This is a genomic window from Kitasatospora sp. cg17-2, from assembly GCF_054031055.1.
Map to the genome: position 1 here is coordinate 5,839,787 of NZ_CM132923.1, position 24,734 is coordinate 5,864,520.

The window sequence follows — 24,734 nt, forward strand, 5'->3', positions numbered from 1 at the left end:
GGCGGGCCCGGCGCGGCGCGCCGGCCCCACCCTCAAGGGGAGGCGCGCCGTGGGGGTGCGGTCCTGGGTGTTACGGCATCTGGTGGACGAACGGGCCGACCGTGTTGGAGAAGGAGTTCCCGTTGACGGAGTCCCAGTTGGTGGACCAGGTCATCGCGCCGCGGATGGTCGGCCACTTGGCCGGCGGGACGAAGCTGCCGCAGTTCTTGCCGGTGGCCAGGCAGTCCAGCGCGTTGTTGACGACGCTCGGCGCGACGTAGCCGCCGCCGGCCGCCTTGCTGGAGGCCGGGACACCGATGCCGACCTGGTCGGGCCGCAGGCCGCCCTGGATCTGGGTGCAGACCTGCGAGGTGATGAAGTCGATGGTGCCCTGGGTGTAGACCTTGCCGTCGCAGCCGTTCATGCCGCCCGAGTTGTAGAACTGGGTGTTGACGACGGTCAGGATGTCCTTGGTGTTCAGCGCCAGCTGGAAGTAGGCGCCCGCGGTGGAGTACATCCCGATGGTCTCCGGGGCCATCGTCAGGACGAAGCCGGGGCCGACCTTGGACTGGAGGCTGTGCAGGGCGTTGCCCATCTGGGTCGGGTTGACCCCGTTCTCCAGGTCGATGTCGATGCCGTCGAAGCCGTAGTCCTTGATGACGGCGTAGGCGGTGTCGGTGAAGGCCTGGGCGGCGGCCGCGTCGTTGACCGAGATGGCGCCGTTCTGGCCGCCGATGGAGATGATGACCTTCTTGCCCGCCGCCTGCTTGGCCTTCACGTCGGCGCGGAACTGGGCGTCGGTGTAGCCGCCGAGACCGGCCGAGAGCTCGGCGTCCAGCTTGAAGGTGATGGCGCCGGGGCGGTTGGCGACGGAGTCGGCGAAGGAGACCGCGATGATGTCGTACGCGCTCTGGACGTCGCTCAGCTTCTGGAGGTTGTTGCCCTTGTTGTCGAAGTTGTGCCAGTAACCGGTGACGACGTGCTTGGGCAGGCCGGTGGTGGGGTTGCCGGTGCTGGTCGCGGTGGGGGTCGGCGTCGCGGTCTGGGTCGGCGTGGCCGTCGCGGTCGGCGTGGCGGTCGCCGTGGGGGTGGCGGTCGCGGTCGGGGTCGTGGTCGCCGTGGGGGTGGCGGTCGCCGTGGGCGTCGGCGTGGGGGTGACCGTCGGGGTGGCGGTCGGGCTCGGGGTGGAGGTGCCGCCCGGGCCGCTCAGCACCACGTCGTCGGCGAGGTAGGCGCTCTGGCCGTACCAGCCGTGCAGGTAGACGGTGACGCTGCGGGCGTTCGCGCCCGTGGTGAAGGTGGAGGAGAGCTGGTTCCAGCTGTTCTGGTTGGACCAGCTGCTCGGGTCGGTGCCGCCGGTGCCGCGGGCGCCGAGGTAGACGTAGGGGCCCTGGACCCAGGCGCTCAGGGTGTAGCTGGTGTTGGGCAGCACGCTGATGGTCTGCGTGCACTCGGCGGTGTCCGCCGCGCCCGGGGTGGCCTGCAGCGCGCCCGAACCGGAGTGGACCGGCGTGGTGACCGCGCTCGCCGAGCCGGTACAGGTCCAGCCGCCCAGCGAGCCGTCGAAGCCGCCGTTGGCGACGAGGTTCCCGGCGGCCGCGTTGGCGCCCCCGGCGAAGAGGGCGAGGCCGGTGCCGGCCAGGGCCAGGGCGGTGGCGCCGGCCGCGAGGGCCGGGACGGGGCCGCGGCGGCGCTTGTGCGACGCGGGCCGGTTCAGCGTACGGGCCATGGAGGTGCGCTCCTGTGGGGGAGGAGCGGCCGCCGCGGTGGGGGGCGCGGCGGCCGCGTGTGGGGGAGGGGAGGTCCGCAGTACTGCCTGGAGGGGGGCGGTTCCGGTACGGCGTTCCGCCCTGGCACAAAAGCTGGACTAGACCATTGGGGGTCGTCAAGCATTGAACCGTCGGCTTACGGATTCCTTAAGGAAGCAGAGACCGTTCCGTATCCGGCCGCCGGGCGTTCCCCCGGCCGCCCCCGGGGCGCCGCGCGGGTGCCTTCCGGCCACCCGCGCCCGGCCGGCGGCGACAGAGTCCGCACAGGACCGTGACCCTCCCGCGACCTGCGGCTTTCCCTGCCGCCACAGGGCGGGAGTAGGCTGCGCCGGGGGTTCTGAAGCACCCGCTGAAGTGAGCACGGAGGGGCCGAAAACCATGGGTCTGCGCGATGTCGTCGAACGCACGCCGGGTCTGCGCGTCCTGCTGGACGGGATGTACGGCCTCTACGGTCGCCGGGTCGAGGTGCACCTCGCCCGCACCCCGCACCACATCGGGGTGATCCTCGACGGCAACCGCCGCTGGGCCAAGGCGACCGGCGGCTCCACCGCGTACGGCCACCAGCGCGGCGCCGACAAGATCAGCGAGTTCCTCGGCTGGTGCGACGAGACCCACGTCAAGGTCGTCACCCTGTGGATGCTCTCCACCGACAACCTCTCCCGCCCGGCCGACGAGCTGGTCCCGCTGCTCGGCATCATCGAGGACGCCGTCACCGGCCTGGCCGCCGCCCGCCGCTGGCGGGTCAACCCGGTCGGCGCGCTGGACCTGCTGCCGCAGCACACCGCCGACGTCCTGAAGCGCGCCGCCGACGAGACCGAGGGCATCGAGGGCATCACGGTCAACGTGGCCGTCGGCTACGGCGGCCGGCACGAGATCGCCGACGCCGTCCGCTCGCTGCTCCAGGAGCACGCCGGCCGGGGCACCTCGATCGAGGAACTGGCCGAGGTCCTGGACGTCGAGCACATCGCCGAACACCTGTACACCAAGGGGCAGCCCGACCCGGACCTGGTCATCCGCACCTCGGGCGAGCAGCGGCTGTCCGGCTTCCTGCTCTGGCAGAGCGCGCACAGCGAGTTCTACTTCTGCGAGGCGTACTGGCCGGCCTTCCGCAAGGTGGACTTCCTGCGGGCGCTGCGCGCCTTCGAGCAGCGCAACCGGCGGCTGGGGCTCTGACGGGGGCGTCGGGGAGCCGACGCGGAGCGGCGTCCTCGCGTCGGGGAGCGGTGCCCCCGCGTTCGGGGAGCGCCGTCCTCGCGTTCGGGGAGCGGTGCCCTCCGGGGCGTCGGGATTGACCGCCGTAAGAGCTGGCCTACCCGGTGGCAGGGCGAGGCCAAACGTTCATCCGCAATGATCCGTCAGTTCTTCGGGGGCGCGAATGCACCGCCCCCCGCCTGGGAATACTCCGATCAGACCGGCTCCGAGGCCACCGGGGCAGCGGGGCCGGCTTGCCGCGGATGACGCAGGGTCATCCGCCCTGGAGGCCTAGTGGTCAGTTCCAAGAGCCGCCGGACACCAGACCGGCGGACGTACGTTCTCGACACCAGTGTGCTGCTGGCGGACCCGCTGGCGATGACCCGTTTCGAGGAGCACGAGGTCGTCCTCCCCGTGGTCGTGGTCACGGAGCTGGAGGCCAAGCGGCACCACCCGGAGCTGGGCTACTTCGCCCGCCAGGCGCTGCGGCTGCTCGACGACTTCCGGATCCGGTTCGGGCGCCTGGACGAGCCGATCCCGGTCGGCGAGCTCGGCGGCTCCATCCGGGTCGAGCTCAACCACTCGGACACCTCGATACTGCCGGTCGGCTACCGGGCCGCGGCGGCGGCGAGGCCGACACCCGGATCCTGGCGGTCGCCCGCAACCTCCAGGCCGAGGGCTACGACGTCACCGTCGTCTCCAAGGACCTCCCGCTGCGGATCAAGGCGTCCTCGGTGGGCCTGCTCGCCGAGGAGTACCGCGCCGAGCTCGCGATCACCTCCGGCTGGACCGGCATGGCCGAGCTCCACGTCGCCGCCGACGACGTCGACGCGCTGTTCGCCGCCGGCCACGACGCCGGCGTCGACGTCCCCGGCGTCGCCGACCTGCCCGTGCACACCGGCCTCGTCCTCACCTCCGAGCGCGGGAAGGCCCTGGGCCGGGTCGCCGGCGACGGCCGGGTGCGCCTGGTGCGCGGCGAGCGCGAGGCCTTCGGCCTGCGCGGGCGCAGCGCCGAGCAGCGGGTGGCGCTGGACCTGCTGCTGGACCCGGAGGTGGGGATCGTCTCCCTCGGGGGCCGGGCGGGGACGGGGAAGTCGGCGCTGGCGCTGTGCGCGGGGCTGGAGGCGGTGCTGGAGCGTCAGCAGCACCGCAAGGTGATGGTGTTCCGGCCGCTGTACGCGGTGGGCGGGCAGGAGCTGGGGTACCTGCCGGGGTCCGAGTCGGAGAAGATGAGCCCGTGGGCGCAGGCGGTCTTCGACACGCTGTCGGCGGTGACGACGCCGGACGTGGTCGAGGAGGTCATCTCCCGGGGGATGCTGGAGGTCCTGCCGCTGACCCACATCCGGGGGCGTTCCCTGCACGACGCCTTCGTGATCGTGGACGAGGCGCAGTCGCTGGAGCGCAACGTCCTGCTGACGGTGCTCTCCCGGATCGGCCAGGGCTCGCGGGTGGTCCTCACCCACGACGTCGCCCAGCGCGACAACCTCCGCGTCGGCCGCTACGACGGCGTCGTCGCCGTCGTCGAGAAGCTCAAGGGCCACCCCCTGTTCGCCCACATCACCCTCACCCGCTCCGAGCGCTCCCCCATCGCCGCCCTGGTCACCGAGATGCTGGAGGACGTCCAGCCCTGATCCGGACGTCCAGGACTTTCCGGACTTTCCGGAAACCAATGGACAGTGAGGGACAAAGCAGTCAATTCCCGGTATAGGGCCCGCTTCTGACGGAGCGGGCCCTTGTCCCTTTCATCACATCGAGTGCTTTCTGTCCGGTGAACGCCGGTACGGTGAATGTGACATCCGCCACGCAACAGGGAATTGCGTCGACAGTGCCCGGTGCGGCATGGTGAGGGTTCTGTCAGGCCCCGCGTACGGCATGGCAGGCCTTCCGGGAGACCGGAAGTCCGGCCCGGGCGGTCCACCAACTCCGGTCAGTGGACGCACAATTGAAGACCTGAGCCGTACGCCGCCCGATCACAACGCCCGGTCGCCTCACCTCGACCGGACGCCGGGTCAGTACCTCCCGTGACCAGCACCGTACGGAGGGCAGCGCCAAGGGGCATGTTGCGCCTGTACGGTCACGCGTGGGCGATGCTGGAAGGAATCCATGTGACTCGGATCTCGGTCCGGGGAGTCGCCGTCGCCTCCGCCACCGCCGTCACCGCTGTCGGTGCCGTGGTCGGTATGGGCGCGGGCAGCGAGGCGAAGACGACGCAGACGGTCGACGTCGCCGGCGCGACGCTGCTTGCCGAAGTCCCCTCCGGCGCCCAGGCGCAGACCATCAGCGACAACATCGGCTCGCAGGCGACCGCCCAGCAGGCCGCTGCCGACGCCGCCGCCAAGGCTGCCGCGGAGCAGAAGGCCGCCGAAGAGGCAGCGCGCCAGCAGGCCGCCGCCGAGGCGCAGGCCAAGGCCGACGCCGCCGCCAAGGAGGCCGCCGACGCTGCCGCCAAGGTCGAGGCGGACAAGGCCGCGAAGGCCGCCGAGGAGAAGCGGAAGGCCGACGAGGCCGCCGCCAACCGCTCCAAGGCGCGTTCGGCGATGGCCGCCACCGACAGTGCCCCGACGACTCCGCCGGTCTCGGTCAGCCCCGGTTCGGTGCAGGAGCTGGCCCAGCAGATCATCGGCAGTGACGCGCAGTTCCAGTGCTTCAGCCAGATCGTGAAGCGCGAGAGCGGCTGGAACTACACCGCCACCAACAAGAGCTCCGGCGCGTACGGCCTGGTCCAGGCGCTGCCCGGCTCCAAGATGGCCTCGGCCGGTGCCGACTGGCGCACCAACCCGGCCACCCAGATCCAGTGGGGTCTCGGCTACATGAACAGCCGCTACGGCAGCCCCTGTGGCGCCTGGTCGTTCTGGCAGTCGCACCACTGGTACTAGGAACGCCCGCCGCGGCCCCCCGATCACGATCGGGGGGCTGCGGCGTTTCGCTTGTCCGGGGCTGCGGCGCTCCGGGTGCCGTCGGTCCGGGAGCGGGCCGCGCCGCCCGGGTGGCGCTGACCATGGCGCCCACGGGCGGTGCGGTCCTGGTGCGGACGCGGGGACGGGGAGGGGTCCTGGTAGCTCCCCGCACCGGCCGGTCCGCCGACAGATGGCTCCTGGTTCCCGCCCCACTCCTCCCCGCTGTCCCGTGCCTGAAACCACCGGGGACATCCGGGTTTGCCCCGGAATCGCCCCCCGCCCGACCGGCCCCCCGCCGCAAGAACCCGGGCGGATCGCGCTCACCGGGCGGACTCACCGCACCGCGGCCGGGTAGCGTCTATCCCTGACGGCCGTGGCGGGACCCACGGCGTGCCGCCGCACCGGGCGGCTCCGGCGGGGAGAAGTGGTAACGAGCATGGCGCGGGGCGGAAAGGCCTTCAAGGCCGTGGCCAAGGGCATGGCCGTGGTGGCGAGCGCGGCCGCCGTCATCGAACGGCGCCGACGGGCCGCGATGGCGGCCGACTTCCACGAGACTCTCCATCCGCCGCACCCGGTGGACCAGCTGGACCGGGCGGATCCGGCGTCGGATCCGGCCGCCCGGCTGCTGCCCGGCCCGCTGCCCGGCCCGCGCGGTGCCGCCGTACCGGTGGCGGCGGCGGTCGCCGCCGCGCCCGTCCCGGTGACCGCACCGCCCGTCCCCGCCGCTGCGACCGCCCCCACCGCCGCGCCGGTGGCCGCCCCCGCCGCCGCCCCGCTGCCCCCGCACGGCCACTTCGGCCGGCCGGCCACCCCCGCCGAGGCGGTGCCGTGGGGCCTGCGGGTCGCCGCCGAGTCCACCTGGCGGCTGCTGCTGCTCGGTGCCGCGCTCTACGTCGTCTTCTACATCGTCGACATGCTGAGGCTGGTCGCCTTCGCGGTGCTCGCCTCGCTGCTGATCTCCGCGCTGCTGGAGCCCACGGTCTCCTGGCTGCGCCGGCACGGGGTGCCGCGCTCACTGGCCGCCGGTGGAGTGTTCATGAGCGGACTGGCCGGCATCGGGCTGGTCGGCTGGTTCGTGGTCTGGCAGGTGACCACCAACCTGGAGACCGTCACCAGCAAGGTCAAGGCCGGTGTCGACCAACTGCGGGACTGGCTGATCACCGGGCCGCTGCACCTGACCCAGCAGCAGATCACCGACTTCGCCAACCAGATCACCAAGGCGATCAGCACCAACAGCGAGCAGATCACCTCCGCCAGCCTCACCGGCGCGCAGATCGCGGTCGAGGTGCTGACCGCCGTCCTGCTGGCGTTCTTCACCACCTTCTTCCTGCTCTACGACGGCGAGCGGATCTGGAACTGGGCCCTGCGCGGGCTGCCCAGGCACTCCCGGTACGCGATGGCCGGCGCGGGCCCCAAGGCCTGGGCCACGCTCACCGCCTACGTCCGCGGCACCGTCTGCGTGGCGTTCATCGACGCGGTCTGCATCGGGGTCGGGATCCAACTGCTCGGCGTGCCGATGGCGCTGCCGCTCGCGGTGATCATCTTCCTCGGCGCCTTCGTCCCGCTGGTCGGCGCGCTGGTCACCGGCACCGTCGCGGTCCTGATCGCGCTCGTCACCACGACACCGTGGACGGCGCTGATGGTGCTGGTGGTCCTGATCGCCGTCCAGCAGATCGAGGGCCACGTCCTCCAGCCGCTGATCCTCGGCCGCGCCGTCCGGGTCCACCCGCTCGGCGTCGTCCTCGGCGTGGCCGCGGGATCGATCATCGGCGGCATCGGCGGCGCCATCGTCGCCGTCCCCCTGATCGCGGTCACCAACACCGTGGTCACTCACCTCCGCCGCCGCAACGAGGCCGGCCAGGCCGTCTTCACCGCCCTCGAAGCCGCCCGCGAAGCCGCCACCCGCCCCCCGACCCCCTGACCCACCACGAATCGGGCCCCTCGCCCCCGGACCGGAGTCCGGGGGCGAGGGGCCCGATTCGTGGTGGTGCGGGTCAGGCGGTGATGCCTGCCAGGGCGGCCTCGGAGTCGAGGACGCCGGCGACGGCCTGGAGGACGGCGGCGATCTTCATCGAGGCCTGGACGACCTCGCGGTCGACGCCGGCCTTGCGCAGGACGGCCTCGTGCGAGTCGAGGCACTGGCCGCAGCCGTTGATCGCGGAGACCGCGAAGCACCAGAGCTCGAAGTCGACCTTCTCGACGCCGGGAGTGCCGATGATGTTCATCCGCAGACCGGCCCGCATGCTGCTGTACTCCTTGTCGGAGAGCAGGTGCAGCGTCCGGTAGTAGACGTTGTTCATCCCCATGACCGCGGCCGCGCCCTTGGCGGCGTTGTACGCCTCCGGGGAGAGGTTGGCCTTGGCCTCGGGCTCCAGCTCGCGCAGCACGGCGGGGCTGCGGGTGGCCATCGCGCAGGAGAGCACGGTGCCCCACAGCTGCTGGGCGGGGAGGTCGGAGTTGCCGATGACCGAGCCCAGGTTGAGCTTGAGGTCCTTGGCGTAGTCCGGGAGGGCGGACTTCAGGTCGTCGAGGGCCATGGGTCAGCCGGCCAGCAGGGCCTGGGCGTCGAGGGTGTCCTCGCCCTTGGTCCAGTTGCAGGGGCACAGCTCGTCGGTCTGCAGGGCGTCCAGCACCCGCAGGACCTCCTTGGGGTTACGGCCGACGGAGCCGGCGGTCACCATGACGAACTGGATCTCGTTGTTCGGGTCGACGATGAAGACGGCGCGCTGGGCGGTGCCGTCCTCGGCCTCGACGCCGCAGGCGCGCATCAGGTCGTGCTTGACGTCGGCCAGCATCGGGAACGGCAGGTCGCGGAGGTCCTTGTGGTCCTTGCGCCAGGCGTGGTGCACGAACTCGGAGTCGCCGGAGACGCCGAGGATCTGGGCGTCGCGGTCGGCGAACTCGTCGTTCAGCTTGCCGAACGCGGCGATCTCGGTCGGGCAGACGAAGGTGAAGTCCATCGGCCAGAAGAAGACGATCTTCCACTTGCCCTCGTAGGACTTGTGGTTGATCTCGGCGAAGGCGTTCGCGGCGTCCAGGTCGACGCAGGCGTTGAGTTCGAACTCGGGGAACTTGTCACCGATCGTGAGCACGTTCGCTTCTCCTGAAGTTGAGACGAGGGGAGTTTGTCCGTTTTGCGGAACGGTCTCCACCATTCCACATCGTGGACTGATCAGGGAAATAGCTACACTCGATGTGATTGATCGGAGATGGTTATCAACAGTCCCACGCCCCCCTCCCGCCCCGCCCGTCGCGGGGCCCCCGCCCGTAAACCCGACGCGGCTGTGGGGAACGCCACCTCGCGCGCCCCCCGGGCGCCGACGGTCGCGCAGCTCAGGGCCTTCGTCGCGGTGGCCGAGCACCGGCACTTCCGGGAGGCCGCGGCGGCCACCGGTACGAGCCAGCCGGCGCTCTCCGGGGCGGTCGCGGCGCTGGAGGAGTCGCTGGGCGCGCAGCTCGTCGAGCGTACGACGCGCCGGGTCATGATCACTCCGCTGGGTGAGCGCGTCCTGGAGCACGCGCGCCGGGTGCTCGCCTCCGTGCAGGCGCTCACCGAGGAGGTGGACGCCGCCCGCCGGCCCTTCACCGGGCCGCTGCACCTGGGCGTCATCCCGACCGTCGCCCCGTACCTGCTGCCGACCGTGCTGCGGCTGGTCCGCGACCGCTACCCGGAGCTGGAGCTGCACGTCCACGAGGAGCGGACGCCCTCGCTGCTGGAGGGCCTGGCCGCCGGGCGGCTGGACGTCCTGCTGCTCGCGCTGCCGGCCGGCGGCGCCACGCCGACCCGGGACATCCCGCTGTTCGACGAGGACTTCGTCCTGGTCACCCCGCCCGAGCACGAGCTGGCCGGGCAGGTGGACGTGGCCCGCGACGTGCTGCTCGACCTGGACGTGCTGCTGCTGGAGGAGGGCCACTGCCTGCGCGACCAGGCCCTCGACATCTGCCGGGAGGTCGGCGCCGACCCCGGCGGCTCGACCACCAGGGCGGCCGGCCTGTCCACCCTGGTCCAGCTGGTGGCGGGCGGTCTCGGGGTGACCCTGCTGCCCGCCACCGCGCTGGACGTCGAGGCGGGGCGGGCCGACCGGCTGGCCGCCGTCCGCTTCGCCGCGCCCGCGCCGGGCCGCCGGATCGGGCTCGCCGCCCGGCCGGGCTCGGCCCGCAGCGGCGAGTACGACCGCTTCGCGGCCTCGCTGCGGGAGGTGCTGGCCGAGCTGCCGGTCCGGATCGTCCAGTCCTGACAGCGGCGGCCCCGCGTCGGGAGCGCCCGCCCCCGGCGCGGCCGCTCCGGTCCGCACGGCCCGCTCAGGACCGCGCGGCCGCGCCGAGGCAGAGGCCGACGGTGGTGGCCACGAGCAGGTCGAGCGCCCGGCGGGACTCCGCCTCTGGGTCCTCGCCGGCGGCCTTGAGGACCAGGTAGCGGTCGCTCAGGCCGTTGAAGCCGGCCAGGAAGTACACCGCGACCTCCCCGGCGGGCACCGGCAGCGTCAGCCCGTGCGCGGCGGCGAGCCCGGTGAGCAGCGCGGCGGCGGTGTCCTCGATCTCGTGCTGGAGCGCCCGCATGGTCTCCTGCAGGTCCGGGTCGCGCAGCGCCATCGCGGAGAACTCGGTGATCAGCGCGCACTTGCCGTCCTCGCCGACGACGCTGTCCCAGAGGGCGTGGACCATCGTCCGGACCTGCTCGCCGAACGGGCCCTCGGCGGGGGCCGAGGCCCGGACCTGGCCGATGAACTCGGCGGTCAGCTGCTCGACGACGGCCCGGTAGAGGTCCTTCTTGGTGCCGAAGGTGTAGTGCACCGTCGCCTGTGCCACGCCCAGCTCCGCCGCGATCGCGCGGGTGCTGCCGGCGGCGATCCCCTCGCGGGCCATCAGGTCGATCGCGGCCTGGATCAGTTGGGGGCGCCGCTCGGCGGCCGGGACATGAGCCATTGGGCCAGGGTATCGCCATGTTCGGACAACCGGATCGAATGATCTCGTCGCCTGTTCGCGTCACTCGACTTTGTCATGCGACAAGGTTGCGCGTACGGTGAGGAGCACGACCGCGCACCGCGCTCCCGCCTGCCCGAACGACCCGATCGAAGGTGCACGCATGGCCACGTACCTGTACCGCCTGGGCCGCCTCTGCTTCCGCCGGAGGAGAACCGTCCTCGCCGTCTGGCTCGCCCTGCTGATCGCGATCGGCGGCGGGGCCGCGGCCTTCGGCGGCGGGACCACCGAGGAGTTCAAGGTCCCCGGGACCGAGGCCCAGGCCACCCTGGACCGGATCAAGGACACCTTCCCGGCCCAGGGCCACGGCTCCGCCCAGGTGGTCTTCCGCAGCGACGCGGCCGGCGGCATCGCGGGCCCCGAGAACGCCCGGGCCGTCGGCGAGGCGGTCGCCCGGATCGCCGCCGTCCCCGGGGTCGCGGACATCCCCGACCCCTACACCACCGGCGCGGTCTCCCCGGACGGCACGGTCGCGCTCGGCCTGGTCTCCTTCGACAGCAAGCTCGGCGACATCACCGACCAGCAGCGCGACGCGGTCAGGGCGGCGGCCGACCCGGCCCGCGCGGCCGGTGTCACGGTGGCCTTCGGCGGCGACGCCTACAACAAGATGGCCCAGGTCGACGGCGGTGAGGTGATCGGCCTGATCGTGGCCGGGCTGGTCCTGGTGGTCACCCTGGGGTCACTGGTCGCGGCCGGACTCCCGCTGGTCACCGCGCTGGTCGGGGTCGGGATCGCGATGGCCGGGGTGTTCACCGTGGCCGGCTCCTTCGAGGTCATCTCGACCGCGCCCGTGCTGGCGCTGATGGTCGGCCTCGCGGTCGGCATCGACTACGCCCTGTTCATCGTCTCCCGGCACCGGCGCCACCTCGCCGAGGGCCTGGAGCCGGAGGAGGCCGCCGCCCGCGCCAACGCCACCGCCGGCAGCGCGGTGGTGTTCGCCGGACTCACCGTCGTCGCCGCGCTGGCCGGACTGGCCGTCGCCGGGGTGCCGTTCCTGACCGTGATGGGCCTGGCCGCCTCCGCCGCCGTGGTGGTCGCGGTGCTGGTGGCGATCACCCTGCTGCCCGCGGTGCTCGGCTTCGCCGGTCGGAGCATCGACCGGCTCCCGGTCCGGCGGCGCCGGACCACGGGGCGCACGACGCTCGGCGAACGCTGGGCGGGCTTCGTGGTGCGCCGTCCGCTCGCCGTGCTGCTGGTGGGCCTCACCGCCCTGGTCGCGCTCGCCGTGCCGGCCGCGAGCCTCACCCTCGGCCTGCCGGGCGGCGGTTCGCAGGCCAAGGGCACCGACGCCCGCACCGCGTACGACCTCGTCGACCACAGCTTCGGCCCCGGCTTCAACGCGCCGCTGGTCGTGGTGGTCGACGCCGCCGGGGCGGCGCAGCCGGAGCAGGCGGTCCAGGGCGTGGCCGGGCGGCTCGGCGCGCTGCCGGGGGTCCGGACGCTGCTCCCGCCGCAGTTCGACGGGCCCAGCGGCACCGCGCTCGTCCCGGTCATCCCGAGGACCGGCCCGGACCACGCCGACACCCGGCAGTTGGTCACCGACATCCGCGACCAGCGCGACGCCCTCCGGGCGGAGACCGGCGCGCGGATCGACGTCACCGGCACCACGGCCGCCAACATCGACGTCTCCGCCAAGCTGAGCGACGCGCTGCCGCCGTTCGTCGCGGTGATCGTGGGCATCGCGCTGGTGCTGCTGGCGCTCGCCTTCCGCTCGATCCTGGTGCCGCTGAAGGCGGTGGCGGGCTTCCTGCTCTCGATCACGGCCTCGCTCGGCGCCGTCGTCGCGGTCTACCAGTGGGGCTGGCTGGACGGTCTGATCGACGTGCCGAAGGTCGGCCCGGTGGTCAGCTTCGTGCCGATCCTGCTGATCGGCGTGCTGTTCGGGCTCGCGATGGACTACGAGCTGTTCCTGGTCTCCGGGATGAAGGAGCACCATGTGCACGGCATGGCGCCGCGCGAGGCCGTGGTGGCCGGGGTGAAGAACGGCGCCCGGGTGGTCACGGCGGCCGCGCTGATCATGGTCGCGGTGTTCGGCTCGTTCGTCTTCGGCCACGACCCGATCGTCCAGCCGATCGGCTTCGCGCTCGCGGTGGGCGTGCTGGTGGACGCCTTCGTGGTGCGGATGGCCCTGGTGCCGGCCGCGATGGCGCTGTTCGGACGGGCGGCCTGGTGGTTCCCGAAGAGCCTGGACAAGGTGGTGCCGCGGGTCGACATGGAGGGCGAGCAGCTGATGGCCCGGCTGGAGCCGGCGGCCGGGTCGCCCGCCGCCGACCCGGGGGCGAAGCAGCCCGAGCGGGTCTGAGCCGGGGTCGACCGAGCAGGACCCAGGGGCTGCCCCCGGCGTACCGCGCCGGGGGCAGCCGCTCTGCTCGGCCGCGAGTACTACGGCAGCCGCTGCTCGAACCAGACCACCTTGCCGGTGCCCAGCCGGGTCGCGCCCCAGCGTTCGGCGCACCGGGCCACGATCTGCAGGCCCCGTCCGCGCTCGTCCTCCGGCCCGGTCCGCCGCGGCCGGGGCAGCAGCGGGCTGTCGTCCCCGACCTCGCAGCGCAGCCGGGTGGTGCGGACCAGGCTCAGCGTCACCGGGCGGGTGGCGTGCTGGACGGCGTTGGTGACCAGCTCGCTGACCATCAGCTCGGTCGCCTCGGTCAGTTCCTCCAGCCCCCAGCGGCGCAGGGTGTGCGCGGCCAGCCGGCGCGCCCGCCCCGGCGTCTCGTTGCGCGGCTGGAGGTACCAGTGCGCGACGTCCCCGGCCGGGATGCCGTCGAAGCAGGCGGCCAGCAGGGCGATGTCGTCGCCCCGGTCGCCCGGCGGCAGGATCCGCAGCGCCTCCTGGCAGAGGTGCTCGGGGGCGTGCCGCAGGGTGCCCGAGAGCCGGGCGCGGAGCAGTTCGAGACCGTCGCTGAGCGGTCGGCTGCGGGTCTCCACCAGACCGTCGGTGAACAGCAACAGGGCCGATCCCGGCGGCGCGGGCAGTTCGACGGAGGAGAAGTCCACCCCGCCGACGCCGATCGGCGCGCCCGCCTCCAGGTCGAGCAGCTCGGCCGTGCCGTCCGGCTGGACGAGCACCGGCGGCACGTGCCCGGCGTTGGCGAGCACCACCCGGTTGGCGATCGGGTCGTAGACGGCGTAGACACAGGTCGCCAGGTGCTGTTCGCGGCCGAGCCGCTGGGCCTGCTCGTCCAGGTGGTAGAGCACCTCGTGCGGCGGCAGGTCGAGGGCGGCCAGGGTCTGCGCGCTGGTGCGGAGCTGGCCCATGATGGCGGCCGAGGTGAGCGAGTGGCCCATCACGTCGCCGACGATCAGCGCCACCCGGTTGCCGGGCAGCGGCACCGCGTCGTACCAGTCGCCGCCGACCTGGGCGCCGCGCTCCCCGGGCAGGTAGCGCTGGGCGAGCCGGACGCCGTGCGGCTGGGGCAGGCGCAGCGGCAGCATGCTGCGCTGGAGCTCGTTGGCTATCTCCCACTCGCGGGCGTACCGCAGCGCGGTGTCCACGGCCAGCCCGGCCTGGGTGGCGAGGTGGGTGGCGGTCGCGGTGTCGGCGGCGTCGAAGCCGGGCCGTCCGCTCTTCTCCTCCGGGCGCCGGATCAGCACCAGCAGTCCGAGCACGGCCTTGCGGCCGCGCAGCGGCAGGGCGAGCACCGAGGTGCCGGGGCTGAGCCTGGCCAGGCCCCGGGCGCCGTACAGCTCGCGCAGCAGCTCGGTGGTGCGGGCGCTGCCGCTGTCCTCGGCGGAGCCGAGCACGACCGGTTCGGCGGGGCGGCGGCTGAGCAGGGTGTGGGCGAGCGCGCCGCCGCGGGTGACCGGGGTGGCCGGGCCGGTGTCGGCGGTGGAACGCGCGCCGTACCGGCTGCCGTAGCGGTCCCCGTAGCGGTCGCGCCCGTCGTCGCCGGCCGGGCGGCCGCGCCGGCCCAGCCGGGTGCCCTGGCTGTGGTGGATCCGCAGCTGCTCGGGGAAGCCGGGCTCGCGTTCGACGTTGGGCAGCGGGTCGCGCAGGTGGACGACGGCGGCGTCGGCGAGGGCGGGGACCAGCACCCGGCCGACGTTGCGCAGGGTGGCGGCCAGGTCGAGCGCGCTGTTGATCCGCCGGGTCGCGGAGTCGAGGTAGGCGAGGCGCTCGGCGACCCGGTCCGGCGGCCGGGGCCGCTGGTCCGGCCGGTCCGGTTGCTGCGGCTGCTCCGGCTGCTCCGGCTGTTGGGACCCGGCCCGGGCCGGTGGTGGCGGGGGTGACGGCGGTCGGCGCGGGGTCGGCAGGGCAGGCGGCTGTCCGGCCTCGGGTTTGAGCTGGTCGCGCACGGGTGCCTGTCCTGGGATCGGTACGGTCTGGGGCCTGTTGCTGCTCTGTGGTGTGCGGTCGTGCTCCGGTCCGCCGCGCCGTCGGCGCCGCAGGGGTCCGGCGGGTGCCGACCGGTCGTCAGCCGACCCGCCGACAGCGGAGGAAGAGCTGCTCCTCCGGCGGCAGCGTGGTGCTGGCCGGCGCGTACGGACGCCCTTCCTGCTCCTCGATCACGAACCCGGCGTCCAGCAGGACCCGTTCGAGATCCTCCCGCAGGTACCCGCTGATCCGCAGCTCCCGCCCGAGGAAGGGCAGCGGAACGTGGTCCAGGTCCGCCTCGACCATACCCAGCGCCAGCAGTCCGCCGGGCCGCAGCAGGGCGCGCAGCCGGGCCAGCACGGTCGGGATCTCGTCCTGGGGGAGGAGGATCAGGGAGAAGAACGCGGTGACGGCGTCGAAGGTACCCCGCCCGGCGGGCCCGAGCTCCGGCAGGTTCCAGGCCGAGTCGGCGCGTTCGGTCGCGAGGTCGTACATGTCGATGCGGTGCAGGGCCGGCGGGTGCGGTCCGGGGTGGTGGGCCTCCCGGGCCAGGGTCAGCATGACGTCCGACAGGTCGACGGCGGTGACCCGCGCCCCGGCCGCGACCAGCTGGCGGACGGTCGGCTCGCCGCTGCCGCAGCCGACGTCCAGCACCGCGGCGCCCGGGTCCAGCCGGGCCAGCAGCCGCCGTCCGCAGGCCAGCTGGCCGTGCTTGGAGGGGAACGCCTCCGCGTATCCGGTGCCGATCGTGTCGAAGGCGACCGCCTGCAGGGCGCGCGCGGCCCGGCGGCGCAGGACGTCGGGACCGCCGCCCGCGTCCTCGTCGATGGGGAACGGATCCGATATCTGTCCGGTCGTCACGATTGAGAGGCACCTTTCGGCCGGGCCTCCGGTCGGCCGGTCGAGGCGCGAGGCAGGACCGCCGTCTCCTCCCGGCGCCCGCGCTGCCCCGCCGGCCCGCTGCCGGTGGCGGTACGTCACGCTCCCCGCGTCACACTGACTGCATTGCCACGCTGACTGCACTCTGACACTTTGCACAGACTCTTTGCACAGGGACACTCTGCACTGCGGGAGCGCCGCCGCGCTGCCTTTTGCCGGATGCTCCACCGGAGAAGTGCACTTGTGTGTGTACTGGAATCCGAGAATATGCGTGATCACTCCGCCGTGGGGTCCGTTTTCGGCCAACTCGTGGCGGTTGGCCGACGGCACCCCCCTCCCCGGAAGCACAGGGCGCGGGCGGAGGTGGTGCGTCCGGGGCGCGCACGCCGTACGGTGAGCCGGTTCGACCCCGCTGACCTGCGGTTCTGTCGATCGGCGGGCCGACAATCCGACGTTTATCGAACGTCAATCGGCGCGGTGCACAGTGGAGTCCAGCGCCGGGGAAGCGTTGAAGGTGCTCCCGCAGCCGGGGGGCTGCGGGAGCACCGAACGCTCACGGGGAGGGTCCCAGGGGGGAAGTACGGGGGAACGGGGCCCTACGGCGCGGGGGGAGGGAAGGGCTCGGTGTGCTGCTGGGAGATGAGGTCCGCCACGGGGGAGGCCTCGGGCACACCGAGCCGCGTGAAGACGGCGTGCGCCTCGCGCAGGCACGCCAGTCCGCGTGCCGGCTGGGCGAGGCCGAGCAACGCCTCGCCCAGTGCGGCGTTCGCCAGGCCCTGGCAGTAGGCGGAGTCCATCTCAAGCCCGATCGCCAGTGACTCCTCGGCCGTCTCCGCCGCCTCGGCCTGCTGGCCGGCGGCGAGCAGCGAGGAGGAGAGGCGGGCGAGGGTGTAGCCCTCCCGCAGGCGGTTCTGCTGCGACTGGTAGAGCCGGTGGGACTCGCGCAGGTGCCCGACCGCGCTGGTGGGGTCCTCCGCCGAGGACAGCACCACGCCGAGCTGGTAGAGGGTGTCGGCCAGGCACGGGCCGTTCTTCGAGGCGCGCGCGGTGGCGACCGCCTCGGTGACGGAGCGGACGGCCTGTTCGGTCTGCCCCAGCCCGAGCTGGGCCCTGGCCAGGTTGGCGAGCAGTCGCGCCTCACCGATCGGGGCACCCACGACGCGGCTGATGGTGAGGGCCTGTTCGAAGAACGGCGCGGCCTCCGCCGGGCGGCTGCCGAGGCTCAGGATGATGCCGAGGGTGTTCGCCGCCATCGACCGCATGACGGTCAGGTCCTCGGGGTGCAGCAGGCCGAGGCTCTTGCGCAGCGACTGTTCGGCGCTCTGGAAGTCGCCGGTGACGGACTGCAGGGTGCCGAAGGCGAAGTGGACCCGGGCCAGTGCCGCCGCGTCCCCGTGCTCCTCCGCGTGCCGTTCGGCCGTCTCCAGCAGGCGCCGGACCCGAGGCCCGTGCGTCGGATCCTCCACCAGGCTGTCCAGGATGATCAGCAGGTCGACGGCGGGCCGCAGCAGACCGCTCGGTCCCTGGACGGCCGCTTCGACGGAGCTGAGCAGCAGTCCGATCTCGGCCCGCAGCCACTCCTGGGAGTACTCGCTGGTGACGAGGGGGATGCCGAGCGAAGCCGGCGCGTTCAGCGGTGCGGGCAGCTGGTCGTCGGGCTCGATGGCGCGGGCCGCGTTGCAGACCGTCGCGAGCAGCAGGTCGAGCAGTCGCAGCAGGGCGGCCTGCTGCTCCTCGATGTCCCCCACCCGTTCGTTCTGCCGCTGGGCGTAGAGCCGGAGCAGATCGTGGTACCGGTAGCGGCCCGCGGAGAAGGTCTCCAGCATGTTGGCCTCGACCAGTGCCTCGGCGAGGTCCTCGGCCTCGGTCTCGGGGATGCCGAGCAGCGCCGACACCGCCGCCAGCGGCAGGTCCGGCGCGTCCACGACCGAGAGCAGGCGGAAGGCGCGGGCCTCGGCGGGGGACAGCTGTCCGTACCCGAGTCCGATGGTGGTCTCCACGGCGAGGTTGCCGAGCTGCAGCTCGTCCAGGCGCCGCCGTTGATCGGCTAACCGACGGGCCAGGTCGGAGACGCTCCACCGGGGGCGGCTGGCGAGCCGGGCGGCGGCGATGCGGACCGCGAGCGGCAGGAAGCCGCAGGCGGTCACCACGGCCATGGCCGCCTCGGGCTCGGCGGCGACGCGCTGCTCGCCCACGATCGCGGAGAAGAGCGCCAGCGCCTCCTCCGGGGTCAGCTCCTCGACGTCCACCAGGTGTGCGCCGGGGATGCCGGCCAGTCGGGAGCGGCTGGTGGCGAGCACCGCGCAGCTGGAGACCCCGGGGATCAACGGGCGGATCTGCTCGGCGTCCTGGGCGTTGTCCAGCAGGATCAGCATCCGCCGGCTGGCGAGCAGGGACCGGTAGAGGGCGGCGCGCTGCTCCAGCGAGTCCGGGTTGTCGGTGACGCCGAGCGCGTGCAGGAAGTCACCGAGCACCACGGCCGGGTCGGCCGGTGAGGCGCCCGCGCCGCGGAGGTCGACGTAGAGCTGCCCGTCCGGGAACTCCGCGCGGACCCGGTGGGCGACGTGCACGGCGAGGGTCGTCTTGCCGACGCCGCCGATGCCGGCCAGCGAAGTGACCACCACGGCCTGGCCGGTGGCATTCATGAGGACGGTGGAGAGGTCGGCCACCATGTCGGTGCGGCCGCTGAAGTCGGAGACGTCCGCCGGGAGTTGGGCCGGTGCGGGCGGAGCGGCGGGCCCCTCCTCGCGGGCGGCGGCCGGCGGCGCGGGGGCGGCCGGGAGGGCCAGCGCCGGGTCGGCGGCGAGGATCCGGGAGTGCATGGTGGACAGTCCGGCGCCCGGTTCGACGCCCAGTTCGTCGATCAGCAGCTTCCGGGTGTCGGTGTAGACGCCGAGCGCCTCCGCCTGCCGGCCGCAGCGGTACAGCGCGAGCATCAGCAGTTCGCGCAGCCGCTCGCGCAGCGGGTGTTCGGCGGTGAGCGCGTTCAGCTCGCCGACCACCTCGGCGTGCAGGCCGATGTCGAGCGCGACCGCGCAGCGTTCCTCGGCCACCGACACCTGGCGCTCGGCCAGCCGCTGCCGCTGGGAGTCCGCGTACGGGCCGGGGACACCGGTGAGCGGCCGGCCGGCGAACAGCGCCAGCGAGCGGACCAGCAGGTGGTGGGCGTTGTCGAGGTCCCCGGCGCCGCGGGCGGTCGCGGCCTCGACCGCGAGCTGCTCGAAGACGGTCATGTCGAGGGACTCGCCGGGGATCTGCAGGGCGTAGCCGTCGGCGACCGAGACCAGGAACTCGGCGGGGCGGCGTACCTCGCGGCGGGGCTCGATGACTGTGCGCAGCCGGGAGACATAGGTGCGCAGCGCCGCGACGGCCTGGGTGGGCGGTCGGTCGCCCCAGAGTCCGTCGACGAGGTCCTGGGTGGTGACCGGGCGGCCGGCGTGGAGCAGGAGCATGGTCAGGACGGCCTGCTGCTGCGGGGAGCCGAGGGCGAGCTGCCTGCCGTCGAGCCAGGCCTGGACCGGACCGAGTACCTGGAAGCGCAGCGCCGGAGCAGGCGGCGTCTCCCGAAACTCCATGTAGTCCCCCGATGGCCTGGTGTCGATTTCCCGGTAGGGCGCTCGGCGGTTCCGCCGTTGTGGTGGCTTCAGCTTAGGCGGGGGGCCGACTCTGCCGGACGGCACGGTCAGCCGCACGATGTTTATCGGACATTTAATCAACCCTACGATACTGACTCGGCGCCCGTGCCAAGCCGGTGGGGCGGAAGACACTTGATGACCGAAAGGCGGTCCGTCCGTGGCCAACAACCAGAGCGAGACCCCCGAGCCGATCCAGGCCGACCAGGCTGTGACGGCGGAGGCGGGCCAGGCCGTCGAGGGTGCCGTCGCCGCGACCGCGAACCCGGCCGAGTACGCCGAGCCGACCGCGGACCGCAAGGCGGACCTCGAGGACGACATCTTCGGCGACGAGGCCCAGTACGTGGAGGACTCGGCCCCCGTGGAGCCGGGGAAGGAGCGCCAGCCGCAGGGTGTCATCGCGAGCCACCCGTAAGGACCTCACAACAGCAGTTCCGGGGGGAACACGCGTGAAGAACCTTCGTCGCCTCGCGATCGTCGCCGTCTCGGCGATCGTGGTGACCACCGGCTACCTCGTGACGGCCACCGGCGCCTCCGCCGGAGTCATCGCCGGTCACCCGTAGCCCACACGGCACCGAGCGCCCCGCACCCCGCCACCGGCGGTGCGGGGCGCTCGCGCGTTCCGCGTCGGCCGGTCGTTCGGTGCGGGGAATCGGGGTCGCCAATTCCGGACTGATATCGGCGGAAATCGCCTATGTGTATACGAGTCGATCTCGCGCTGTTCGTCGCGGCGGCCGTTTCGGCCGGGGTGGATCCGCGAGTGATGTCCGCACCTCGGGCGCCGGGGGCATTTGCGGGAATTGACGGCACATGCCTCCGGCACATGTCCGCACGGTCCTCCCGGCGGCCCGCCCGCCGTCGCGGCGAGCGGCCCGTGCGTGTACCCGGTGGCCGGAATTCGCCGTCGGGCTTGCCCCGCCGGGTGAGGGGTCAGGCCGCGTGGGCGGGGGCGGTCGGTGCCGGGTCGGCGCGGCCGGCGGGTCTGGTGGGGTCGGCCGGGTCGGCGTCGGCGGCGCCGGCGCTCCCGCCGTCGGCCGGGCCGGCCGGGGTGACGTGTTCGGGGCGGGCGGTCCACTCGCAACCGCCCTCGGGCGGGCGGAGGTAGTGCTCCCCGCCGATGGTGTCCATGTAGATGCCGGTGCGTCCGGTCCTGGTGTCGAGGACGGATTCCCCCACGCGCGGCCGGTAGGCCGCGGCGGCGCGCTTTCGGATGCTCACCGCGCTGCTCCTTGCTGCTCCGGTGCGGGCGCGGCGACGGTGGTGGCCGGCCCTGGTCGCTGTCGTGGCTTGGCTTTTTGGTTCGGCTCTGCTCTGCGACTACCCAGCATCTCTAGAGAAGCTAATATCTCTAGAGATGTCAACGGTCCAGCCGGTCCTATCGGCTTACCGGCGGCCGCGGGCGCGCCTACGATTTCCGAGAGGACGAGGGAGAAGGCGATGGTCGGCAGCAGCAGCGGCGAGAAGCAGCCCAAGTACCAACGGATCGCCGACACGCTGAAGGCGGCCATCGACGCCGGCGAGTACCGGGCGGGCGACCGGCTGCCCGGCGAGAACGACCTCATGGACGTCTACGGCGTGGCCCGGATGACCGCCCGTCAGGCACTCGGTGTGCTGCAGAGCGAGGGCATCGCCGAGGCCCGCCGCGGGGCCGGCGTCTTCGTCCGGGACTTCCGGCCGCTGCGCCGGCGCGGGATCCAGCGGCTCGCCCAGGGCCAGTGGGGCTCGGGCCGCTCGATATGGTCGGCCGACATCGACAACCGCACCCTGGTCGTCGACCAGGTGTCGGTCACCGAGCAGGGCGCGCCCGAGCACGTGGCCCGGGTGCTCGGCGTCGACCCGGGCGAGCCGATGTGCGTGCGGCACCGGCGCTTCGTCCTGGACGGCAAGCCGGTACTGCTGTCGACCTCCTACCTGCCGGCCGGACTCGTGGCCGGTACCGCCATCACCCGTGAGGACACCGGCCCGGGCGGCACCTACGCGCGGCTGGCCGAGATAGGCGCCAAGCCGGTGCACTTCCGCGAGGAGGTCCGCTCCCGGATGCCGGCCGCCGAGGAGACCGCCCGGCTGGAGCTCTCCGCCGGGACCCCGGTGATCCTCATCTGCCGGACCGCCTTCGCCGACGAGGGCCAGGTCGTCGAGCTGAACGAGATGATCCTGGACGCGGCCTCCTACGTCCTGGAGTACGACTTCGACGCCTGACGCCTGACGCCTGACGCCTGACGCCTGACGCCCGACGCCCGGTGTCCGATACGCCTGACGCCCGACACCTGAGGCCCGGTGTCCGACACGCCACCGCCCCGGGCGCGGACGGCGGCCGGGGCGGCGGTTCGAGGGGAGCGGCAGGCCCGCCCCCGGTGTGCGCTACTCCTTCGAGCGGACCCGCAGGCTGGTGATCAGCGGGCCCTCGGTGGTCTCGCGGAAGAAGTCGTTGCCCTTGTCGTCGACCACGATGAAGGCCGGGAAGTCCTCGACCTCGATCCGCCAGACGGCCTCCATGCCCAGCTCGGCGTACTCCAGGACCTCGACCTTCTTGATGCAGTCCTGGGCGAGGCGCGCCGCCGGGCCGCCGATGGAGCCGAGGTAGAAGCCGCCGTGCGCGGCGCAGGCGTCGGTGACCTGCTTGGAGCGGTTGCCCTTGGCGAGCATGACCATGGAGCCGCCGGCGGCCTGGAACTGGTCGACGTAGGAGTCCATCCGGCCGGCCGTGGTGGGGCCGAAGGAGCCGGAGGCGAAGCCCTCGGGGGTCTTGGCCGGGCCGGCGTAGTAGACCGGGTGGTCCTGGAGGTACTTGGGCATGCCCTCGCCGGCGTCCAGGCGCTCCTTGATCTTGGCGTGCGCGATGTCGCGCGCGACGACCAGGGTGCCGGTGAGCGAGAGCCGGGTCTTCACCGGGTACTTGGAGAGCTCGGCGCGGATCGCGGACATCGGCTGGTCGAGGTCGATCCGCACCGCGCCGTCGACGCCCCCGGCGGAGCCGCTGATCAGCAGGGCCTCGTCGGTGGTCTCCGGCAGGTACTTCGCCGGGTCGGTCTCCAGCTGCTCCAGGAAGACGCCCTCGGCGGTGATCTTGCCCAGGGCCTGGCGGTCGGCGGAGCAGGAGACGGCCATCGCGACGGGCAGCGAGGCGCCGTGGCGGGGCAGCCGGACCACGCGCACGTCGTGGCAGAAGTACTTGCCGCCGAACTGGGCGCCGATGCCGATCTTCTGGGTCAGCTCGGTGACCTTGGCCTCCAGCTCCAGGTCCCGGAAGCCGTGGCCGGTCTTCGCGTCGCCGGAGGTCGGCAGCTGGTCCAGGTAGTGCGCGGACGCGTACTTGGCGGTCTTCAGCGCGAACTCGGCGCTGGTGCCGCCGATCACGATGGCCAGGTGGTACGGCGGGCAGGCGGCGGTGCCCAGCGAGCGGATCTTCTGCTCCAGGAACGAGAGCATGCTCGCCTCGTTCAGGATCGCCTTGGTCTCCTGGTACAGGTACGACTTGTTGGCCGAGCCGCCGCCCTTGGCCATGAAGAGGAACTTGTAGGCGTCGCCGTCGGTGGCGTACAGCTCGATCTGGGCCGGCAGGTTGTTGCCGGTGTTCTTCTCGTCCCACATGGTCACCGGGGCCATCTGGGAGTACCGCAGGTTGAGCTTGGTGTACGCGTCGAACACCCCGCGCGCGATCGCGGACTCGTCGCCGCCGGCCGTCAGCACGTTCTGGCCGCGCTTGCCCATGATGATCGCGGTGCCGGTGTCCTGGCACATCGGCAGGATGCCGCCGGCCGAGATGTTGACGTTCTTCAGCAGGTCCAGCGCGACGAAGCGGTCGTTGGGGCTGGCCTCGGGGTCGTCCAGGATGCGGCGCAGCTGGGCGAGGTGGGCCGGGCGGAGGTAGTGCGAGATGTCGTGCATCGCCTCGGCGGTGAGCAGCCGCAGGGCCTCGGGCTCGACCTGGAGGAAGGTCCGGCCGCCGGCCTCGAAGGTGGAGACACCCTCGGAGGTGAGCTTGCGGTAGGGGGTCGGGTCAGCGCCCAGGGGGAGAAGGTCGCTGTACTCGAAGTCCGGCGTGGGAGCCATGGGGGCGGTCCTTAGATGTCCAGTGTTGCCAGTGTTCCGGCTGCGTCGGCGAAGCACCCTGGAGGGCGAAAGCACCCTCAAGGGTAGGCCGCGCGCGAATCGCCCACGCGGGAAGGTCAGCCTGCGTGACCGGGGTCACCCACCGGTGGGGACGGGGCTTGCCCGGTTGACTAGGCTGGGCCCGTGGAGAACTCGCCGTCGAAGGACCCGCAGGACCAGCGGATGGACGATCAGGGCCGGGGGGCCGTACCGATGACCAAGCCTGCGGCGACGCCGCCCGCCCGACCCGCGCACGCCCCGGTGGCGGAGGCCGAGATCCGGGCCTCGGACGCCGACCGCGAGCGGGTGGCGGAACTGCTGCGCGACGCCTACGCCGAGGGGCGGTTGGACGTCGAGGAGCACGCCGAGCGGATCGAGGCGGCGTACGCGGCCAAGACCCTGGGCGACCTCGTGCCGCTGACCCGGGACCTTCCGGTGCACAGCGGGATCTCCTTCGAGAAGCCGCCGCTGGGCGACCCGGCCGCGGCCCCGCGTCCGGACGGCCCGGTGCGGCTGCCGGCCCGCAACGAGGCCCCGACCATGCTGGCGGTCTTCGGCGGCTCGTCCCGCAAGGGCCGGTGGCGGGTGGGGTCGAACCTGCGCGCGGTGGCGATCTTCGGCGGGGTCGAGATCGATCTGACGGACGCCGTGTTCGAGTCGCCCGAGGTGGTGATCGACGTGGTGGCGATCTTCGGCGGGGTGGAGATCAAGGTGCCGGAGAACGTCAGCCTGCACGGCGGCGGCGTCGGCATCTTCGGCGGCTTCGACGTCAAGGAGCAGACCGCGGCGGACCCGTACGCCCCGGTGGTGCGGGTCAAGGGCACCGCGGTGTTCGGCGGTTGCGAGGCCAAGCCGCGCCGGGGCAAGAAGCTCAAGGAGTGGGTGCGCAAGCAGCTCGGCGCCGACTGAGCCCGCGGGCCCGGCGGTCGGACGGAACGGTCCGGAGGGACGCCGGGGCGCATACGGAACGACGGACTCCGCCGCTCGGCGGCCGGTC

At 72.9% G+C, this 24,734-nt stretch carries 17 protein-coding genes and 1 pseudogene; 9 read left to right on the top strand and 9 right to left on the bottom strand.

Annotation, left to right across the window (positions count from 1 at the left end):
• Nucleotides 1-70 precede the first annotated feature (70 nt).
• A complete protein-coding gene (locus tag ACW14Y_RS24665) occupies nucleotides 71-1,708 on the bottom strand; it encodes a chitinase (RefSeq protein WP_380312793.1) in 1,638 nt (545 codons plus the stop codon).
• A 418-nt stretch (nucleotides 1,709-2,126) separates the two neighbouring features.
• Here ACW14Y_RS24665 and ACW14Y_RS24670 point away from each other — a divergent pair, with 418 nt between their 5' ends.
• The 4 genes and pseudogenes from ACW14Y_RS24670 to ACW14Y_RS24685 all read left to right on the top strand — a co-directional run bounded on the left by ACW14Y_RS24670 (nucleotide 2,127) and on the right by ACW14Y_RS24685 (nucleotide 7,757).
• Entirely contained in the window at nucleotides 2,127-2,921 is a 795-nt protein-coding gene (locus ACW14Y_RS24670; protein WP_266271265.1) for an isoprenyl transferase, read from the top strand.
• 312 nt (nucleotides 2,922-3,233) lie between these two features.
• Nucleotides 3,234-4,570 (top strand): annotated as a pseudogene (locus ACW14Y_RS24675) (PhoH family protein).
• A gap of 474 nt (nucleotides 4,571-5,044) precedes the next feature.
• On the top strand, nucleotides 5,045-5,815 hold the full coding sequence (locus ACW14Y_RS24680) for an aggregation-promoting factor C-terminal-like domain-containing protein (protein WP_327074096.1): 771 nt from the start codon (nucleotides 5,045-5,047) through the stop codon (nucleotides 5,813-5,815).
• Nucleotides 5,816-6,272: 457 nt separating this feature from the next.
• On the top strand, nucleotides 6,273-7,757 hold the full coding sequence (locus ACW14Y_RS24685) for an AI-2E family transporter (RefSeq protein WP_456983576.1): 1,485 nt from the start codon (nucleotides 6,273-6,275) through the stop codon (nucleotides 7,755-7,757).
• A 73-nt stretch (nucleotides 7,758-7,830) separates the two neighbouring features.
• Here ACW14Y_RS24685 and ACW14Y_RS24690 read toward each other — a convergent pair whose 3' ends face one another.
• Together ACW14Y_RS24690 and ACW14Y_RS24695 are read right to left on the bottom strand one after the other, a co-directional pair.
• Nucleotides 7,831-8,373, bottom strand: a complete 543-nt coding sequence (locus ACW14Y_RS24690) for an alkyl hydroperoxide reductase (protein ID WP_266271271.1) — start codon at nucleotides 8,371-8,373, stop codon at nucleotides 7,831-7,833.
• Between the two features lie 3 nt (nucleotides 8,374-8,376).
• Complete coding sequence (locus tag ACW14Y_RS24695; protein ID WP_266271272.1) at nucleotides 8,377-8,928, bottom strand: peroxiredoxin; 552 nt, start codon at nucleotides 8,926-8,928, stop codon at nucleotides 8,377-8,379.
• A 192-nt stretch (nucleotides 8,929-9,120) separates the two neighbouring features.
• On the opposite strand from ACW14Y_RS24695, the gene ACW14Y_RS24700 reads away from it, so the two are divergent.
• Entirely contained in the window at nucleotides 9,121-10,074 is a 954-nt protein-coding gene (locus ACW14Y_RS24700; RefSeq protein WP_380311967.1) for a LysR substrate-binding domain-containing protein, read from the top strand.
• A 64-nt stretch (nucleotides 10,075-10,138) separates the two neighbouring features.
• Here ACW14Y_RS24700 and ACW14Y_RS24705 read toward each other — a convergent pair whose 3' ends face one another.
• Nucleotides 10,139-10,762, bottom strand: a complete 624-nt coding sequence (locus ACW14Y_RS24705) for a TetR/AcrR family transcriptional regulator (protein WP_380311970.1) — start codon at nucleotides 10,760-10,762, stop codon at nucleotides 10,139-10,141.
• Nucleotides 10,763-10,922: 160 nt separating this feature from the next.
• Between ACW14Y_RS24705 and ACW14Y_RS24710 the strand changes: the two genes are divergently transcribed.
• The gene (locus ACW14Y_RS24710) at nucleotides 10,923-13,121 is read left to right on the top strand and encodes an MMPL family transporter (protein WP_456983577.1); all 2,199 of its coding nucleotides are present in this window, start codon (nucleotides 10,923-10,925) and stop codon (nucleotides 13,119-13,121) included.
• Nucleotides 13,122-13,201: 80 nt separating this feature from the next.
• Here the strand turns inward: ACW14Y_RS24710 and ACW14Y_RS24715 are convergent, their stop codons facing one another.
• The 3 genes from ACW14Y_RS24715 to ACW14Y_RS24725 form a co-directional block, all read right to left on the bottom strand.
• Complete coding sequence (locus ACW14Y_RS24715; protein ID WP_380442361.1) at nucleotides 13,202-15,115, bottom strand: SpoIIE family protein phosphatase; 1,914 nt, start codon at nucleotides 15,113-15,115, stop codon at nucleotides 13,202-13,204.
• Between the two features lie 118 nt (nucleotides 15,116-15,233).
• Nucleotides 15,234-15,962: a class I SAM-dependent methyltransferase gene (locus ACW14Y_RS24720; RefSeq protein WP_380311976.1), complete on the bottom strand. Its 729-nt coding sequence runs from the start codon at nucleotides 15,960-15,962 to the stop codon at nucleotides 15,234-15,236.
• A 647-nt stretch (nucleotides 15,963-16,609) separates the two neighbouring features.
• On the bottom strand, nucleotides 16,610-19,588 hold the full coding sequence (locus tag ACW14Y_RS24725; RefSeq protein ID WP_380311451.1) for an AfsR/SARP family transcriptional regulator: 2,979 nt from the start codon (nucleotides 19,586-19,588) through the stop codon (nucleotides 16,610-16,612).
• 217 nt (nucleotides 19,589-19,805) lie between these two features.
• Between ACW14Y_RS24725 and ACW14Y_RS24730 the strand changes: the two genes are divergently transcribed.
• The gene (locus ACW14Y_RS24730) at nucleotides 19,806-20,060 is read left to right on the top strand and encodes a hypothetical protein (RefSeq protein WP_380311449.1); all 255 of its coding nucleotides are present in this window, start codon (nucleotides 19,806-19,808) and stop codon (nucleotides 20,058-20,060) included.
• A gap of 515 nt (nucleotides 20,061-20,575) precedes the next feature.
• Here the strand turns inward: ACW14Y_RS24730 and ACW14Y_RS24735 are convergent.
• The gene (locus ACW14Y_RS24735; RefSeq protein WP_380384890.1) at nucleotides 20,576-20,863 is read right to left on the bottom strand and encodes a hypothetical protein; all 288 of its coding nucleotides are present in this window, start codon (nucleotides 20,861-20,863) and stop codon (nucleotides 20,576-20,578) included.
• Nucleotides 20,864-21,082: 219 nt separating this feature from the next.
• Here ACW14Y_RS24735 and ACW14Y_RS24740 point away from each other — a divergent pair, with 219 nt between their 5' ends.
• A complete protein-coding gene (locus ACW14Y_RS24740; RefSeq protein WP_266271281.1) occupies nucleotides 21,083-21,844 on the top strand; it encodes a GntR family transcriptional regulator in 762 nt (253 codons plus the stop codon).
• 162 nt (nucleotides 21,845-22,006) lie between these two features.
• On the opposite strand, the gene ACW14Y_RS24745 is transcribed toward ACW14Y_RS24740, so the two are convergent.
• Nucleotides 22,007-23,698: a fumarate hydratase gene (locus tag ACW14Y_RS24745; RefSeq protein ID WP_456983578.1), complete on the bottom strand. Its 1,692-nt coding sequence runs from the start codon at nucleotides 23,696-23,698 to the stop codon at nucleotides 22,007-22,009.
• 222 nt (nucleotides 23,699-23,920) lie between these two features.
• Here ACW14Y_RS24745 and ACW14Y_RS24750 point away from each other — a divergent pair, with 222 nt between their 5' ends.
• Nucleotides 23,921-24,646: a DUF1707 SHOCT-like domain-containing protein gene (locus tag ACW14Y_RS24750; protein ID WP_380311453.1), complete on the top strand. Its 726-nt coding sequence runs from the start codon at nucleotides 23,921-23,923 to the stop codon at nucleotides 24,644-24,646.
• Nucleotides 24,647-24,734: the final 88 nt, after the last annotated feature.